Origin of the sequence: Burkholderia sp. AU17457 (assembly GCF_002223255.1) — a bacterium.
Lineage (GTDB): Bacteria > Pseudomonadota > Gammaproteobacteria > Burkholderiales > Burkholderiaceae > Burkholderia > Burkholderia sola.
The window spans coordinates 1637079-1653698 of record NZ_NKFB01000003.1 but is presented as its reverse complement, the minus strand read 5'-3'; the positions used below and the strand labels follow the sequence as shown (position 1 = coordinate 1653698).

The following is a 16620-nucleotide window of genomic DNA, read 5'->3' as shown; positions in this document are numbered from 1 at the left end:
TGAGTCACGTTTCCATGTCCCTACTGAAGAAATGCGCCGCGACGATCGTGGCGCTGGCCGTCGTTGTGGCCGCTGCCGGCGCGGGCGGCGGGTATTACTGGGCGACCCGGCCGCTGTTGCTGGGCGCGGCATCGCTCGACGTCACGATCAAGCCGCGCAGCAGCGTGAAGAGCGTCGCGCTGCAGCTCAAGCGCGGCGGCGTGCCGGTCGAGCCGTTCGCGTTCGTCGCGATGACGCGCGTGCTCGGGCTGTCGAGCCGGCTCAAATCGGGCAACTACGAATTCAAGACCGGCATCACGCCTTACGACGTGCTGCAGAAGATCGCGCGCGGCGACGTGAACGAGTACGTCGCGACGGTCATCGAGGGCTGGACCTTCAAGCGGATGCGCGCGGAGCTCGACGCGAACCCCGATCTCGCGCACGCGACGGCCGGCATGAGCGACGCCGAGCTGCTGCGCGCGATCGGCGCATCGGAGAGCGCGGTGCAGCGCGGCAGCGGCGAGGGGCTGTTCTTCCCCGATACCTACCTGTTCGACAAGGGCACGAGCGACCTGAACATCTACCGGCGCGCGTACCGCCTGATGCAGACGCGCATCGACGAGGCATGGGCCGCGCGCACGCCGGGGCTGCCGTACAAGACGCCTTACGAAATGCTGACGATTGCGTCGATCGTCGAGAAGGAAACGGGCCACGCGGCCGACCGCGCGTTCGTCGCGGCCGTGTTCGCGAACCGGCTGCGCATCGGCATGCCGCTGCAGACCGATCCGTCGGTGATCTACGGGCTCGGCGATGCGTACGACGGCCGTCTGCGCAAGCGCGACCTGCAGGCCGACACTCCCTACAATACCTACACCCGACGCGGGCTGCCGCCCACGCCGATCGCGTTGCCGGGTGTCGCCGCGCTGCAGGCGGCGATCAATCCGGCGCCGACGAGCGCGCTCTATTTCGTCGCGAAGGGCGACGGCACGAGCGTGTTCTCGGACACGCTCGGCGACCACAACAAGGCCGTGGACAAGTACATACGAGGTCAATAATGGCGAGCGGTAAATTCATCACGTTCGAAGGCATCGACGGGGCGGGGAAGACCACCCACCTGCAATGGTTCTGCGAACGCCTCCAGGGCCGGCTGGCCGCGGCCGGCCGGCAGGTCGTCGTGACCCGCGAGCCGGGCGGCACGCAGCTCGGCGAGAAACTGCGCGAGATCCTGCTGAACCAGCCGATGGATCTCGAGACGGAAGCGCTGCTGATGTTCGCCGCGCGTCGCGAGCACCTCGCGCTCGTGATCGAGCCGGCGCTCGCGCGCGGCGACTGGGTCGTGTCGGATCGCTTCACCGACGCGACGTTCGCTTACCAGGGCGGCGGCCGCGGGCTGCCGCGCGACAAGCTCGAGACGCTCGAGCGCTGGGTGCAGGGCGGTTTCCAGCCGGACCTCACGGTGCTGTTCGACGTCGCGCCGCAGGTCGCGAGCGAGCGTCGCGGCGCCGCGCGCATGCCTGACAAGTTCGAAAGCGAGTCCGACGCGTTCTTCTCGCGCACGCGCGCCGAATACCTGCGGCGCGCGGAAGAGGCGCCGCACCGCTTCGCGATCGTCGACGCGACACGATCGATTCCGGAGATCCGCCAGCAGCTCGAACGCGTGCTCGCCGCGCTGTAACCCGCAAGGAACGCACCCCATGATCTATCCGTGGCAAACCGACGACTGGAACCGCCTGCAGCAACTGCGCGCGCAATGGCCGCATGCGCTGTTGCTGCACGGTCAGGCCGGGATCGGCAAGCTGCAGTTCGCGCAGCATCTCGCGCAGGGCTTCCTGTGCGAATCGCCGCAGCCGAACGGCGAGCCGTGCGGTACCTGCGCGGCCTGCAACTGGTTCTCGCAGGGCAACCATCCGGACTACCGGATCGTGCTGCCCGAAGCGCTGGCGGGCGAGGCGCCGGGTGCGGCCGACGATGCGAAGCCCGCCGACGCGGACGAAGGCGGCAAGAAGACGCGGGCGCCGAGCAAGGAAATCAAGATCGAGCAGGTGCGCGCGCTGCTCGACTTCTGCGGGGTCGGTTCGCACCGCGGCGGCGCGCGCGTCGTCGTGCTGTATCCGGCCGAGGCGCTCAATGTCGCCGCGTCGAACGCGCTGCTGAAAACGCTGGAGGAGCCGCCACCGGGCGTCGTGTTCCTGCTCGTGTCGGCGCGCATCGACCGCCTGTTGCCGACGATCATCAGCCGCTGCCGGCAGTGGCCGATGACCGTGCCGGCGCCGGAGGCCGCCGCCGCGTGGCTCGCGGCGCAGGGCGTGGACCACGCCAGCGCGCTGCTCGCCGAAGCCGGCGGCGCGCCGCTCGCCGCGCTGGCGCTCGCGAGCGACGAGAACCGCCCGCTGCGCGATTACACGCTGGGGCAACTGGCCGCCGGCGCGGGCTGCGATCCGTTCGCCTGCGGTGAAGCGCTGCAGAAGCTGCCGGTGCCGCTGGTGCTCGGCTGGCTGCAGCGCTGGCTGTACGATTTGCTCGCGCAGCGGATGGCCGGCGCGCCGCGCTACTTCCCGACGCACGCGGCTGCCCTGGCGCGCTGCGCGGAAGCGGTCGACGCGAATGCATTCGCGCGCTTCATGAAGGCCGTGACGCGGCAGCGGACGGTCGAGAACCATCCGCTCAACGCGCGGCTCGTATTCGAGGAATTGTTTCTCGGATATCGGGAAATGTTTGGTTGATCCGATATTGTTTCCGATGGGTTGCGAAACGATGAGCGGATCACGCGGCGGCGCGACCGTGGCCGGCCGGCCCGCCTGCGTCGCCCGGTGCCGCATGCCGGCGGGCGCATGAGCGCCCGTCTCACGTATTCAGGAAACACGATGTTCGTCGACTCTCACTGCCACATCAATTTCAAGGGCCTGGCCGACCGCCTGCCGGCCGTTCTCGATAACATGCGCGAGCACGACGTCACGCACGCGCTGTGCGTGTCGGTCGATTTCGAGACGCTGCCCGACGTGCTCGCGATCGCCGAAGCGCACGACAACGTGTACGCATCGGTCGGCGTGCATCCCGATCATGAGGACGCGCGCGAGCCGACGCTCGCGGAGCTGGTCGAGCTGGCCGCGCATCCGAAGGTCGTCGCGATCGGTGAAACCGGCCTCGACTACTACCGTCTGGAAGGCCGCTCGATCGCCGACATGGAATGGCAGCGCGACCGCTTTCGCACGCATATCCGCGCGGCGACCGCGACGATGAAGCCGCTGATCATCCACACGCGTTCGTCGTCGGAAGACACGCTGCGCATCATGGCCGAGGAGCGCGCGGACGTGCCGGGCGGCGTGATGCACTGCTTCACCGAGCCGTGGCCGGTCGCCGAGCAGGCGCTCGCGCAGAACTTCCATATCTCGCTGTCGGGCATCGTCACCTTCAAGAACGCGACCGACGTGCAGGACGTCGCGCGGCGCGTGCCGCTCGACCGGCTGCTGATCGAGACCGACTCGCCGTACCTCGCGCCGGTGCCGTATCGCGGCAAGCCGAATGAACCTGCGTACGTCAGCCATGTCGGACGCTTTATCGCATCCGAGCGCGGGATCGCCGTCGAGGCGCTCGCCGATGCGACAACGCAGAACTTTTTCCGGCTGTTCAAGATCGCCCGCTAACGACGCGCGCGCAGCCGACAACCCAGGGAAGGAGCCCACAACAATGACGAAGCCGACCAACCATCTGCCCAAACGCGCACTCGTTGCAGCCGCATTCGTCGCGAGCGGCCTGTTCGCCGCCGCCGGCGCGCATGCCGAGTCGCTTGACGCGATCGTCAAGGCCGTCAAGTTCGACGACATCGCCGATATCGGCAAGCAGCTCAAGAGCGGCAAGCTCGACCCGAACACGATCGCGCCGAACGGCGACCCGATCCTCGTGATCGCCGCACGCGAGAAGTCCGACAAGGTCGCGGCGGCGATCGCCACGACGCCGAACGTCGATCTCGAGAAGGAAGACAAGGCCGGTGAAAACGCGCTGATGCTCGCGTCGCTGAACGGCGACCTCGGCCTCGTCAAGCTGCTGATCGACAAGGGCGCGGAAGTGAGCAAGAAGGGCTGGGCGCCGCTGCACTACGCGGCGACCAACGGCCAGGACGCGGTCGTCAAGGTGCTGCTCGACCACGACGCGTACATCGACACCGCCTCGCCGAACGGCACGACGCCGCTGATGATGGCCGCGCGCGGCAACCATGCGTCGACGGTCACGCTGCTGCTCGACCAGGGCGCCGATCCGCAGGTGAAGAACCAGCTCGGCATCACCGCGCTCGAGTTCGCGAAGCACTACAACGCGCCGGACGCGATCGAGATTCTGAGCAAGCGGACGACGCGTATCGGTGCGGCGACGCCGGCAGATGCTCAAAAGAGTGCAAAATAACGGTTTTTGGTGCGGCGGCGCGTGTCCGCCCGGCCGGCTTTCCGGCCGGAGCAGGGCGTCCGGCGCCGCACCGGCCAAGGCAGCAGGCGGTCTCCGGCCGCATTGACATAAGAAGGAACACCATGTTGCGCGCAATGTTTTGTGCCGCGGCGTTTGCCGTGCCGTTGTCGGCGGCGGCTTTCACGGGCGCGGATCTTGACCGGCTGTGCGCGAAGACGGACGTCAAGTCGCGGGCGTCGTGCGCGGCCTATATCGAAGGCGCCGCCGACGGCGTCTATAACACGATCGATGCGATCGGCGGCACCACGGGGCCGCGCGTCGGCCAGTACTTCTGCCTGCCGCCCGACATCCGGGCGCAACAGATGACGGACGCGGTGCGCAAGTACATCGCGGAAAATCCGAAGCTGGCCGACTACAACGCGAGCACCGCGGTGTCGCTCGGTCTCGGCAAGGCGTTTCCCTGCAGGAGCGGAAACTGATCTGACGCCGTGTCCGGGCGCGTGCGTGGCCCGGACGTCGCCGACGCATCCAGGACGAAGCCTGTGCGCTTCATCACTCGAGGGCGCCGATGATTTCAATCGAGGAACTGCAGCGCATCGCCGATGCGCCGTTGCATTCGTGGCTCGGCACGCTGGGCGTGTCGGTCATCGTCATACTGGTCGTCACGGTCGTGCACCGCCTCGGCGCACGCATTGTGAAGCGCATCGCGCAGCCGTATCCGCTGATGAGCGCGATCCTGCGCTACATCGACAAACCGTCGCTCGTCGTGCTGGCGCTGCTGGCGCTCGAGTTCCTCTGGGTCCAGGCGGACGACGGCATGTCGTTCGTGCGCGGCATGCGCACCGCGGCCGCGGTCGGCTCGATCGTGTCGCTCACGTGGCTGCTCGTGCGGCTCGCGGCCGGCGTCGGCGACGCGATCATCCAGGCCCATCCGATCGATACGGCCGACAACCTCCAGGCGCGGCGCGTCCATACGCAGGCCAAGGTGCTCGTGCGGACCGTGATGGTGCTGATCGTGATCGTCGGCACCGGCGCCGCGCTGATGACGTTTCCGAACGTACGCCAGGTCGGCGCGAGCCTGCTGGCGTCGGCCGGTGTGGCCGGGCTGGTCGCCGGTATCGCCGCGCGGCCGGTGCTCGGCAACCTGATCGCGGGCTTGCAGATCGCGCTCACGCAGCCGATCCGGCTCGACGACGTGGTCGTGATCCAGGGCGAGTGGGGGCGCATCGAGGAAATCACCGGCTCGTTCGTATCGGTGCGGCTGTGGGACCAGCGGCGTCTCGTCGTGCCGCTGCAGTGGATCATCGAGAACCCGTTCACGAACTGGACGCGCAGCAGCGCGGAAATCATCGGCACCGTCTATCTGTCGGTCGACTACCGCACGCCGCTCGCGCCGCTGCGCGAGGAACTCGCGCGGCTCGTCCATGCCGCGCCCGAATGGGACGGCCGCGTGCAGGTGCTGCAGGTGACCGACGCGACGGAGCGCACGATGCAGCTGCGCGCACTCGTCAGCGCGGCCGATTCGTCGTCGTGCTGGGATTTGCGCTGCCGCGTGCGCGAAGGGCTGATCGCCTATTTGCAGAACCGCTATCCGCAATGCCTGCCGCGCACCCGGATGGAACTGTATCCGCACGAATCGGCGCCGGACGCGCCGAATCCCGAACGGCCGCATGCGCGGTCGCCTGCCGCCAGTACCGCGGCCAACACCGCAGCCGATCCGCAGGCTGTCGACGGCCGCTGAAGGCGGCCCGGCGCCTGCTGCGATTCCCCGTTTCCCATTCCCATGACCGCGCTGAAGACGCTCGCCATCGCCAATTACCGCTCGCTGCGCGAGCTGATCGTGCCGCTCGCGGCGCTCAACGTCGTCACGGGGCCGAACGGCAGCGGCAAGTCGAGCGTGTACCGCGCGCTGCGGCTGCTCGCCGATACCGCGCAGGGTCGCGTGATCCCGTCGCTCGCGCGCGAGGGCGGCTTGCCGTCGACGTTGTGGGCCGGCCCCGAGCGCTTTTCACGTGCGATGCTGGCCGGCGAGGCGCCGGTGACGGGCACCGTGCGCAGTGGCCCTGTGAGCCTGAAGCTCGGCTTCGCGTGCGACGATTTCGGCTATTCGATCGATCTCGGCCTGCCGCTGCCGAGCCATTCGCAGTTCGCGCTCGATCCGGTGATCAAGCGCGAATGCATCTGGGGCGGCGCGGTGCCGCGCCCGTCCACGCTGCTGGTCGACCGGCAGGGCGCGCAGATCCGTGCGCGCACTGCATCGGGCGACTGGCAGACGATTCCGCAGCCGGTCGCGAGCTTCGACAGCATGATGACCGAATTCGCCGACCCGACCGGTGCGCCCGAGATGATCGCGATGCGCGAACGGATCCGTTCGTGGCGCTTCTACGACCATTTCCGGACCGATGCGCAGGCGCCGGCGCGCCAGTCGCAGATCGGCACCCATACGCCGGTGCTCGCCGACGACGGGGCCGATCTGGCCGCCGCGCTGCAGACGATCCGCGAAATCGGCGACGCGGCGGCGCTCGACGCGGCGATCGACGACGCGTTTCCCGGCGCGTCGGTCGAGATCGACAATCCGGGCGGCCGCGGCCGCTTCGACGTGCTGATGCGTCAGCCGGGGCTGCTGCGGCCGCTGGCGGCGGCCGAGCTGTCGGACGGCACGTTGCGCTACCTGCTGCTCGCGGCTGCGCTGCTGACGCCGCGCCCGCCCGCGCTGATGGTGCTGAACGAGCCGGAGACGAGCCTGCATCCCGATCTCCTGCCGGCGCTCGGCCGGCTGATCGCGCAGGCGGCCCGGCACTCGCAGGTGCTGGTCGTGTCGCACGCGGCGCGGCTCATCGCGACGCTCGAGCGCGAGGCCGGCTGCGAATCGCTGGTGCTCGACAAGCAACTCGGCGCGACCGCGCTCGTCGATGCCGATTCGCGCGACCTGCCGCCGTGGAAGTGGCCGTCGCGTTGACAGGCCGATCGCGTGCTGGGGGGCGGGATCCGGTGTCCGGCGGCGCCGGATCGGCCCCGGTCGGGCCCGGGGGGAAGCGGCCCGGGGCCGATCGGTCGAATGTATCCGGTCTGTAACAACCCCCAAAAAATGCAAGACCTGCGGTTCCGCTTCCCGGGATCGCGAATAATAATGAGATATCCGGCTGGCGCCACGCCGGCCGGCACGGCAGGGACAGGGAACGGCGCGCGAGTGCGGCCCGGCCGGGCCGTAACGGACAGGACACAGGAGACGTGGACCATGAGAATTGCCCAGATCGCCCCGCTGACCGAATCCGTGCCGCCGAAGCTGTACGGCGGCACGGAGCGCGTCGTGTCCTACATCACCGAGGCGCTCGTCGAGCTCGGCCACGACGTGACGCTGTTCGCGAGCGGGGATTCGACGACGCGGGCGAAACTCGAGCCCGTGTGGCCGCGCGCGCTGCGGCTCGATTCGTCGATCCGCGACCGCGTCGCGCCGCACATGCTGCTGATGGAGACGGTCGCGCGCCGCGCGAAGGATTTCGACGTGCTCCATTTCCACATGGACTATTACTCGTTCTCGGTCTTCAACCGGCAGGAAACGCCTTACGTGACGACGCTGCACGGCCGGCTCGACCTGCCCGAGCAGCAACCGGTGTTCGACACGTTCAACACGGCGCCGGTGATCTCGATTTCCAATTCGCAGCGCCAGCCGTTGCCGCAGGCGAAATGGCTGACGACCGTCTATCACGGGCTGCCCGATACGCTGTACATGCCGCAGCCCGTCGAGCCGCGCTATCTCGCGTTCCTCGGCCGCATCTCGCCGGAAAAACGCGTCGACACCGCGATCCGCATTGCCCGCCAGTGCGGGCTGCCGATCCGGATCGCCGCGAAGATCGACACGGCCGATCAGGAATACTTCGAGCGCGAGATCAAGCCGCTCTTCGCGTTGCCGCACGTCGAATACATCGGCGAGATCGCCGATCACGAGAAGGCCGAATTCCTGTCGGGCGCGCATGCGCTGCTGTTTCCGATCGACTGGCCGGAGCCGTTCGGCCTGGTGATGATCGAGGCGATGTCGTGCGGCACGCCGGTGATCGCGTTCAACCGCGGCGCGGTGCCCGAAGTGGTGGACGAGGGCGTATCGGGTTTCATCGTCGAGGATGAAATCAGCGCGGTGGCCGCCGTGAACCGGCTGCACCTGCTGCCGCGTGCGCGCGTGCGGCAGCGTTTCGAGGAGCGCTTCACGTCGCGCCGGATGGCGCAGCAGTACGTCGACGTGTACCAGTCCGTGATCCGCGCGCAGAAACGCTCGCGCTTCAAGGTGATCGACTCGACGACCTGATCGGCCTGGCCAACCTGACCGACGTGGCGCGCGGCGCCGGCGGATAAAAAAACGGCGATGCCCGCAAGGACATCGCCGTTTGCGCATGCCCCGCGCGCGATGCGCGCGGGCAGTGCGTCGTCGTCAGATCTTGAGCTTCGTGACCTTCGTGCCGTTGATCGACACATCGCCCATCAGGCCGGCGTTGGTCAGCACGACGACCTGGATCGGCGCCGTGGCCGTGTTGGAGTCGACCGCACCGTTCGCGCCCATCTTCACGAGTGCGACCGATGCGCCGGCGCCGGCTGCCCAGCCGTCCGAGTTGCGGAATTCGTCGAGCGCCTGCTGCGTCATGAACAGGAACACGACCGCCTTCGACTGCGCGCCGGCCTGCAGGCCGACCGACAGCGACGACGTGTTGTAGTAGCCGACGGTGCTGCCGCCGACGCGCAGCGCGCCGTTGCCGGACTGGGCGCCGACGATGAAGCCCGCCTGGAGCACTTCGGGGAAGACCAGCACGCCGCGCGATTTCGCGACGAGCTCGCGCGAACCCTTGACGGTGGAGTACATGCGCGACAGCGTGGCGTCGACGCTCGCATCGATCGACTGGCGTTTGGACGCGTTGGTCGCGGCGTTGTTCGGCTTGTCCGGGGTGGTGGTGCAACCGGTGAGCGCGAGGCTACCGACGATCAGCGCGGCGGCGGCTTTGAGCACAAGAGTCCGTTTTTGCATCGTTGTTCTCCATCGGATGATGTTCGGAGTGAGTCTCGCTCAAGGAGCGGATCACGTCGGCAGTTATATCACAGCGGATTAGGGCCTCTTTTCGTTGCCGTGTGAAAAAGCGTCAAATCGCGCGGGGGTGTCGCGGCGCGCCAACGGACGAAGTGGCGCCAACGCGCGCCCGGCGCGGGGTCGGCGTGCGGCGAACGCGTGCAGAGAGCGGCGGCGCTTGCAGTGTGCGTCGGTGTCAGTGCGTGACGGGCGGAACGGGCGGCTTGATCGGCGGGCGGCGCAGCGCGCGGCGGATCAGCGCGATCACGACGCCGCATGCGAACAGGAACGCGGCCGGGACGACCCAGTAGCCGACGAACGCATGCCACAGGTAACCGGCGAGCGTATTGCGGCGCACCACGTATTCGTCGCGGGCCGCCTGCTGGCGCGGCGCGTTGGCGGCGAGCACGTCGGCCGGGCAGCCGGCCGCGCGCGCTTCGTCAGGATCCCCGTGGCACTTCGCGGCGGCGCCGGCGGCCTGCTGCGCGTCGGTGAGCTGCCAGGTGGTCAGCGCAAGCTGCAGGTCCGCCTTGTTGTACGCCATTTCCTCGCGGATCTCGCGCACGGCGATGATCGCGACGGGCACCGCCCAGAACACGATCACGATCAGCCAGCGGCGGAACCAGCGGTGTTGTCTCCATGCCATCCAAGCCTCCGTTTGACGCGCGTGCGCGTCTGTCTCGAGGGCGGCCCGATGGCGCTTCTTGGTCTTGGGTGGGCCGCGTTGCAGCCATCATAGAAGAAAACGCGGCGAATTGCCGCACCATGTGGCGCCGCCGCGGCGGCGGACCGGAAAAACGGGGTGGGAAGGGCAGGAATGCGTCGGTCGATGCGCGTGCAACGAAAACGAAAAATGCCGCGCCCGCCGAAGCGGGGCGCGGCATCCGAGACGGGAGCGCCGGAACTCAGGCGGCCGGCTGGTTGCTCAGGCAGCTCTTCATGAACGCCTTGCGATCGTCGCCCTTCTTGCCGGTGGCCTGCGTGTTGCACGCCTTCATCTTTTCCTGCTGCGTCATCGCCTTCGCGGGCTTCGCCGACAGGCAGTCCTTCATGAACGCCTTGCGTTCGTCGCCCGTCTTGCCGGCTGCCTGCGTGTTACAGGCCTTCATCTTGTCCTGCTGGCTGTTCGCCGCGAATGCGGGGGAAGCCAGCATGCCGCCGAGAAGCACTGCGGCTACGAGCGATTGGATTTTCATTTCGACACTCCCATGGGGTGAATTGCGTGTGATCGACGCCGTCATGAAGCACGACGCGATGAGGACAGGGCCACATCGCACCACACGTTCCGATTATGGCAAATCAAGGTGAAAACACCAGAACGGCACTTTCTATAACGTTGCGGACGCCATGCCCGTTGACGGCGCACGCGGCCCGTAGGTCGGGACAAACCATGATGCGGGGCGGCCGGCACCGGCCGCCGCGCCGGAACCTGCCGGCACATGGCCGGGAGCCATTACAATCGCGGCCATGAATACACCGAACACCGCATCCCCTTCGTCCGCGGCGGCGCTGCCGCGCATCGCCGTACTCGCCACCGGCGGCACGATCGCCGGCGCCGCGCCCGACGCGGCCAGCACGGCCGGCTATCAGGCCGGCGCGCTCGGCGTCAATTTTCTGGTCGACGCCGTGCCGGCGCTCGCGTCGGTCGCACGCATCGACGCCGAGCAGGTGGCCAGCATCGACAGCAAGGATCTCGCGCTGCCGCTGTGGAATACGCTCGCCGCGCGGATCGACGCGCTGATGGCCGATCCGGCCATCGACGGCATCGTGATCACCCACGGCACCGATACGCTCGAGGAAACCGCATACGCGCTGCATCTGGTCGTCCGGGGCGACAAGCCCGTCGTGCTGACGGCCGCGATGCGGCCGGCGACCGCGCTGTCGTCCGACGGCCCGCTGAACCTGTTGAACGCGGTGACGGTGGCCGCCCATCCGGCCGCGCGCGGGCAAGGCGTGCTGGTCGCGTTCAACAACCGGATCCATGGCGCGCGCGACGTCGTGAAGACGAGCACGTATGCGGTCGACGCGTTCCAGTCGCCGGAGCTTGGTGCGCTCGGTTGGGTGCAGGACGGTCGCATCGAATTCGCGCGCCGCGTCACGCGCGCGCGCGACGCGCAACTGGCGATTGCCGTGACCTGGCCGGCGGTCGAAGTCGTCGCGAGCTATGCGGGCGTGACGCGCACGGCCGTCGACGCGCTCGTCGCGGCCGGCGTGCGCGGCCTCGTCGTCGCGGGCACCGGCAACGGGTCGATCCATGCGACGCTGCAGACGGCGCTCGCCGATGCGGTGAGCGCGGGCGTGGCGGTGGTCCGTGCATCGCGCGTCGGTTCGGGGCACGTGATGCGCAACGGCGCCGCGAGCGACGATGCGCTCGGTTTCGTGAGCGCGGGCTCGCTCCATCCGTTCAAGGCGCGCGTACTGCTGATGCTCGCGCTCGCGAACGGCATTCACGATCGCGACGCACTGCAACGCGCATTCGACACGCTGTGACCGATGGCCGCCGCTCGGGCGGCGCGCGGCGCGCATAAAAAAATGGCAGGCCAAGGGCCTGCCATTTTTGCGTCAGTGCTGCGCGAACGCTCAGGACTGCGGAGGAATCACGAGCTTCTGGCCCGGGTAGATCCGGTCCGGGCTCGACAGCATCGGCTTGTTCGCCTCGAAGATCGCCGGATACTTGTTCGCGTCGCCGTACACTTCCTTGGCGATCGCCGACAGCGTGTCGCCCGGCTTCACGTCGTGGTATCGCACTTCCGGATCGTCCGGCTGCAGATTGTCGTCGTTGACGCCCGCGACACCCTGCACGTTGCCGGCCGCGACCTTGACCTTCGCCTTCGTGTCGAGATCGGCGACGCTGCCCGACAGCGTGACCGTGCGCGATGCGCCATCGAACGCGACGGTCAGGTTCGACGTGTCGAGACCTTGCGAGTTGATGTAATTCTTGATCGCATCGGCCGCGGTCTGGTTCGCGGCATTCGGATCTTCCGCTGCCTGTGCATCTGCGTGACCCAGCAGTTTTTCACCCGCCTCCTTGATAAACGAAAGAAGACCCATCGTTGCACTCCTTAGGTGGTTGAAAAGAAAACGCGCCGTGAAGTGGCGAAAAAAACACCGCGCTGGATGCGGACCCCGGACGGGAACGCAGGCGCGGCGGTTTTCTCGAAAGGCGTGGCGAAAGTGTAGGCGTTCATCGCGACGAATGCATGAAAAATCGCACGCTCGAACGTAAAGAAATGTAATACGCGAAATCCGACAGGCGGACACCCGACGACGACGTCTGACCGACCAAGGCTTCCCCGGCGCCGCCGGGTGCCGCTGCGGACCCCACCACGCCGCTCTCAGCCCAGAGCGGCGTTTTTCGCCCCGTCCCGCATGCCGTTGGCAATGCAGGGCGGGGCGCCCCACCGTGATGCGCGTGATGTCGCGCACCGATGCGACCGGCCGCGGCCGGGTCGCGTGCATGCGTCGCGCGCGGCCGCCATCGCAGCACAAGCGCGCGTTGCTGCCTCCGTGTTACGCGGCCGGCGTCTGGCCGATCTCGAAGTTCGACATGATCTCGAGCGCGCGGACGAGCGCCGAGTGATCCCATGCCTTGCCGCCGTGCGAGGCGCACACGCTGAACAACTGCTGCGCGCTCGCGGTGTGCGGCAGTGCGAGGCCGAGCTTGCGCGCGCCGTCGAGCGCGAGGTTCAGGTCTTTCTGGTGCAGCTCGATGCGGAAGCCCGGATCGAACGTGCGCTTGGTCATCCGCGCGCCGTGCACTTCGAGGATGCGCGACGCGGCGAAGCCCCCCATCAGCGCCTGGCGCACGCGCTCCGGATCGGCGCCCGAGCGCGCGGCGAACAGCAGCGCTTCGCCGACCGCTTCGATGTTCAGCGCGACGATGATCTGGTTCGCGACCTTGCAGGTCTGCCCCGCGCCGTTGTCGCCGACGAGCGTGATGTTCTTGCCCATCTTCTCGAACAGCGGCTTCGCGCGCTCGAACGCCTGTTCCGGCCCGCCGACCATGATCGTCAGCGTCGCTTCGCGTGCGCCGACTTCGCCGCCGGACACCGGCGCGTCGAGGTAGTCGCAGCCGAGCGCGTTGATCTGCTTCGCGAATGCCTGCGTGTCGAGCGGCGAGATCGAACTCATGTCGATCACGAGCTTGCCGGCCGTCAGGCCCTTCGCGACGCCGTCGTCGGCGAACAGCACGTTACGCACGTCGGGCGTGTCCGGCACCATCGAGATGATGATGTCCGCGTGCTGCGCGACTTCGGTCGAGTTCGCGACGACCTTCGCGCTGCCGCGCAGATCGTCCGGAATCGGGAACGCGCCGTTCACGACGAGCCGATGATCGCCCTTGAGCAGGTTGCGCGCCATGTGCGCGCCCATGATGCCGAGGCCGATGAAACCGATGGTTGCCATGTGAATGTCTCCTATAGGGCTGAAAACGGGAAGGGCGCGACTCAGGCGGCGCGACGCGCCGAGGCCGGTGCGCAGCCGGCCACGCTTTGCAGCCAGCCGAGGCCTTCCGTCGTGGTGGTGCGGGGCTTGTATTCGCAGCCGACATAGCCGGCATAGCCGAGCCGGTCGAGCAGCGCGAACAGGAACGCATAGTTGATTTCGCCGGTGCCCGGCTCGTTGCGGCCGGGGTTGTCCGCGAGCTGGACGTGGCCGATCGATGCGAGGTTGCGTTCGATCGTCGCGGCCAGTTCGCCTTCCATGCGTTGCATGTGATAGATGTCGTACTGCAGGAACAGGTTGTCCGAACCGACCGCGCGGATCACGTCGAGCCCTTCCGACGAGCGGTTCAGCGCGAAGCCCGGGATGTCGAAGCGGTTGCACGGCTCGACGAGCAGGCGGATGCCTTCGCGCTTGAGCGCATCGGCCGCGAAGCGCAGATTGTCGACGATCGTCACGAAAGTCTTGTCGCGCGCGGTGCTCGCCGACGGGATGCCGACCAGGCAATTCAGCTGCGGCACCTTCAGCGCCTTCGCGTAGTCGATCGCACGGCCGACCCCTTCCTGGAACTCGCCGACGCGATCGGGCAGGCACGCGATGCCGCGCTCGCCCTGATCCCAGTTGCCGGCGGGCAGGTTGTGCAGCACGAGACGCAGGCGGTGCGACTCGAGCCGCTCGGCGAGTGCCTCTTTCGCGTACGGGTACGGGAACAGGAACTCGACGGCGTCGAAGCCCGCGTCCGCGGCCGCCTTGAAGCGGTCGAGGAACGGCACTTCGTTGAACAGCATGGTCAGGTTTGCAGCAAACTTCGGCATGAGCTAAGCCTCTTCGGTCGGTCAAGAATGTCGTGCGGTTCAGTCGAGCATCGAGATCGCGGTCGGTGCGTGCTCGGCTTTTTCGGCGAGATCCTCGAATTCGTTGATCGCGTCGATTTCGGTACCCATCGAGATGTTCGTCACGCGTTCGAGAATCACCTCGACGACCACCGGTACGCTGAACTCTTCCGCGAGCGTTTGCGCCTGGCGCAGCGCCGGCTCGATCTCTTCCGGCTTGAACACGCGCAACGCCTTGCAGCCGAGGCCTTCGGCAACCGCCACGTGGTCGACGCCGTACCCGTTCAGTTCCGGCGCGTTCACGTTGTCGAACGCGAGCTGCACGCAGTAGTCCATGTCGAACGCGCGCTGCGCCTGTCGGATCAGCCCGAGGTACGAGTTGTTCACGACGACGTGCACGTACGGCAGCTTGAATTGCGCGCCGGCCGCGAGCTCCTCGATCATGAACTGGAAGTCGTAGTCGCCGGACAGCGCGACGATCGGTCGGCTCGGGTCGGCCGCACGCACGCCGAGCGCGGCCGGGATCGTCCAGCCGAGCGGGCCGGCCTGGCCGCAGTTGATCCAGTTGCGCGCCTTGAACACGTGCAGGAACTGCGCGGCGGCGATCTGCGACAGGCCGATCGTGCTGACGTAGCAGGTATCGCGGCCGAACACCTTGTTCATCTCTTCGTACACGCGCTGCGGCTTGACCGGCACGTTGTCGAAGTGCGTCTTGCGCTGCAGCGTGCGCTTGCGTTCCTGGCATGCCGCGACCCACGCGCTGCGATCCTTCAGCTTGCCGGCGGCCTTCCATTCCTGAGCGACCGCGACGAACAGCTCGAGGGCGGCCTTCGCGTCGGACACGATGCCGAGATCCGGGCCGAACACACGGCCGATCTGGGTCGGTTCGATATCGACGTGCACGAACTTGCGGCCCTTCGTATAGACGTCGACGCTGCCCGTGTGGCGGTTCGCCCAGCGGTTGCCGATGCCGAGCACGAAGTCGGCCGCGAGCAGCGTCGCGTTGCCATAGCGGTGCGACGTCTGCAGGCCGACCATGCCGGCCATCAGCGGGTGGTCGTCGGCAATCGCGCCCCACGACATCAGCGTCGGGATCACCGGCACGCCGACCGTTTCCGCGAACTGCACGAGCAGCTCTTCGGCCGCCGCGTTGAGCACGCCGCCGCCCGACACGATCAGCGGCTTGTCCGCGTCGTTGAGCATCGCGAGCGCCTTCTCGATCTGCGCGCGGGTGGCCGCGGGCTTGTAGACCGGCAGCGGTTCGTACGTGTCGATGTCGAATTCGATTTCGGCGAGCTGCACGTCGATCGGCAGGTCGACCAGCACCGGGCCCGGACGGCCCGAGCGCATCAGGTGGAACGCCTGCTGGAACACGCGCGGCACGAGCGCCGGTTCGCGCACGGTGACGGCCCACTTCGTGACCGGCTTCGCGATCGACTCGATGTCGACGGCCTGGAAGTCTTCCTTGTAGAGGCGCGCGCGCGGCGCCTGGCCGGTGATCGCGAGGATCGGAATCGAGTCGGCGGACGCGGAGTAGAGGCCGGTGATCATGTCGGTGCCGGCGGGGCCGGACGTGCCGATGCACACACCGATGTTGCCCGGCGCTGCCCGCGTGAAACCTTCGGCCATGTGCGATGCGCCTTCGACGTGGCGCGCCAGCACGTGGCTGATGCCGCCCGACTTGCGCATGGCCGAGTAGAACGGGTTGATCGCGGCGCCCGGCACGCCGAACGCGGTCTGGATGCCTTCCTTCTCGAGCACGAGTACGGCTGCGTCGACGGCTCTCATCTTGGCCATGAATGTCTCCTTGGATAGTCGGATCTTGCGAATCGGTCTGTTGGGAACACTGTAGGGATGCAGGAAAGGTTTGATAAGATCAGCCGAAGTCGCTTATTTCGAAACTAAAAGTATGGAATG

The 16620-nt window shown here is 67.5% G+C and carries 17 protein-coding genes; 10 read left to right on the top strand and 7 right to left on the bottom strand.

What is annotated here, in order from left to right:
• Positions 1-14: 14 nt before the first annotated feature.
• The 9 genes from mltG to CFB49_RS10315 all read left to right on the top strand — a co-directional run bounded on the left by mltG (position 15) and on the right by CFB49_RS10315 (position 8680).
• Entirely contained in the window at positions 15-1034 is a 1020-nt protein-coding gene (mltG, locus tag CFB49_RS10355; RefSeq protein WP_069617843.1) for an endolytic transglycosylase MltG, read from the top strand.
• Positions 1034-1654 (top strand): dTMP kinase, encoded by a 621-nt coding sequence (gene tmk, locus CFB49_RS10350; protein ID WP_006478605.1) that lies wholly within the window; start codon positions 1034-1036, stop codon positions 1652-1654. The genes mltG and tmk overlap by 1 nt, the downstream gene beginning before the upstream one ends.
• A gap of 19 nt (positions 1655-1673) precedes the next feature.
• Positions 1674-2702, top strand: a complete 1029-nt coding sequence (locus CFB49_RS10345; RefSeq protein ID WP_069617844.1) for a DNA polymerase III subunit delta' — start codon at positions 1674-1676, stop codon at positions 2700-2702.
• A 141-nt stretch (positions 2703-2843) separates the two neighbouring features.
• The gene (locus CFB49_RS10340; RefSeq protein WP_089491280.1) at positions 2844-3623 is read left to right on the top strand and encodes a TatD family hydrolase; all 780 of its coding nucleotides are present in this window, start codon (positions 2844-2846) and stop codon (positions 3621-3623) included.
• A gap of 43 nt (positions 3624-3666) precedes the next feature.
• Entirely contained in the window at positions 3667-4377 is a 711-nt protein-coding gene (locus tag CFB49_RS10335) for an ankyrin repeat domain-containing protein (protein WP_069617846.1), read from the top strand.
• 122 nt (positions 4378-4499) lie between these two features.
• Positions 4500-4856: a Rap1a/Tai family immunity protein gene (locus tag CFB49_RS10330; RefSeq protein WP_006485939.1), complete on the top strand. Its 357-nt coding sequence runs from the start codon at positions 4500-4502 to the stop codon at positions 4854-4856.
• Positions 4857-4945: 89 nt separating this feature from the next.
• On the top strand, positions 4946-6118 hold the full coding sequence (locus tag CFB49_RS10325) for a mechanosensitive ion channel family protein (protein WP_089491279.1): 1173 nt from the start codon (positions 4946-4948) through the stop codon (positions 6116-6118).
• A gap of 42 nt (positions 6119-6160) precedes the next feature.
• Positions 6161-7336, top strand: coding sequence for an AAA family ATPase (locus CFB49_RS10320; protein WP_089491278.1), 1176 nt, complete (start codon positions 6161-6163; stop codon positions 7334-7336).
• A 279-nt stretch (positions 7337-7615) separates the two neighbouring features.
• Complete coding sequence (locus CFB49_RS10315) at positions 7616-8680, top strand: glycosyltransferase family 4 protein (RefSeq protein WP_089435146.1); 1065 nt, start codon at positions 7616-7618, stop codon at positions 8678-8680.
• Positions 8681-8803: 123 nt separating this feature from the next.
• On the opposite strand, the gene CFB49_RS10310 is transcribed toward CFB49_RS10315, so the two are convergent.
• From CFB49_RS10310 to CFB49_RS10300, 3 genes are all read right to left on the bottom strand, one after another.
• A complete protein-coding gene (locus CFB49_RS10310; protein ID WP_089491277.1) occupies positions 8804-9391 on the bottom strand; it encodes a BPSL1445 family SYLF domain-containing lipoprotein in 588 nt (195 codons plus the stop codon).
• Between the two features lie 235 nt (positions 9392-9626).
• Positions 9627-10076, bottom strand: coding sequence for a membrane protein (locus tag CFB49_RS10305; RefSeq protein WP_012328676.1), 450 nt, complete (start codon positions 10074-10076; stop codon positions 9627-9629).
• A 259-nt stretch (positions 10077-10335) separates the two neighbouring features.
• Positions 10336-10626, bottom strand: a complete 291-nt coding sequence (locus tag CFB49_RS10300) for a PsiF family protein (RefSeq protein WP_011549641.1) — start codon at positions 10624-10626, stop codon at positions 10336-10338.
• 271 nt (positions 10627-10897) lie between these two features.
• Here CFB49_RS10300 and CFB49_RS10295 point away from each other — a divergent pair, with 271 nt between their 5' ends.
• Positions 10898-11920, top strand: coding sequence for an asparaginase (locus tag CFB49_RS10295; RefSeq protein WP_089491276.1), 1023 nt, complete (start codon positions 10898-10900; stop codon positions 11918-11920).
• A 90-nt stretch (positions 11921-12010) separates the two neighbouring features.
• On the opposite strand, the gene lysM is transcribed toward CFB49_RS10295, so the two are convergent.
• The 4 genes from lysM to gcl all read right to left on the bottom strand — a co-directional run bounded on the left by lysM (position 12011) and on the right by gcl (position 16500).
• A complete protein-coding gene (gene lysM, locus CFB49_RS10290; RefSeq protein ID WP_069617851.1) occupies positions 12011-12481 on the bottom strand; it encodes a peptidoglycan-binding protein LysM in 471 nt (156 codons plus the stop codon).
• A gap of 459 nt (positions 12482-12940) precedes the next feature.
• Complete coding sequence (locus CFB49_RS10285; RefSeq protein ID WP_069617852.1) at positions 12941-13834, bottom strand: 2-hydroxy-3-oxopropionate reductase; 894 nt, start codon at positions 13832-13834, stop codon at positions 12941-12943.
• A 41-nt stretch (positions 13835-13875) separates the two neighbouring features.
• Positions 13876-14685, bottom strand: a complete 810-nt coding sequence (gene hyi, locus CFB49_RS10280) for a hydroxypyruvate isomerase (RefSeq protein ID WP_069617853.1) — start codon at positions 14683-14685, stop codon at positions 13876-13878.
• 39 nt (positions 14686-14724) lie between these two features.
• The gene (gene gcl / locus CFB49_RS10275; RefSeq protein ID WP_089491275.1) at positions 14725-16500 is read right to left on the bottom strand and encodes a glyoxylate carboligase; all 1776 of its coding nucleotides are present in this window, start codon (positions 16498-16500) and stop codon (positions 14725-14727) included.
• Between the last annotated feature and the right edge of the window lie 120 nt (positions 16501-16620).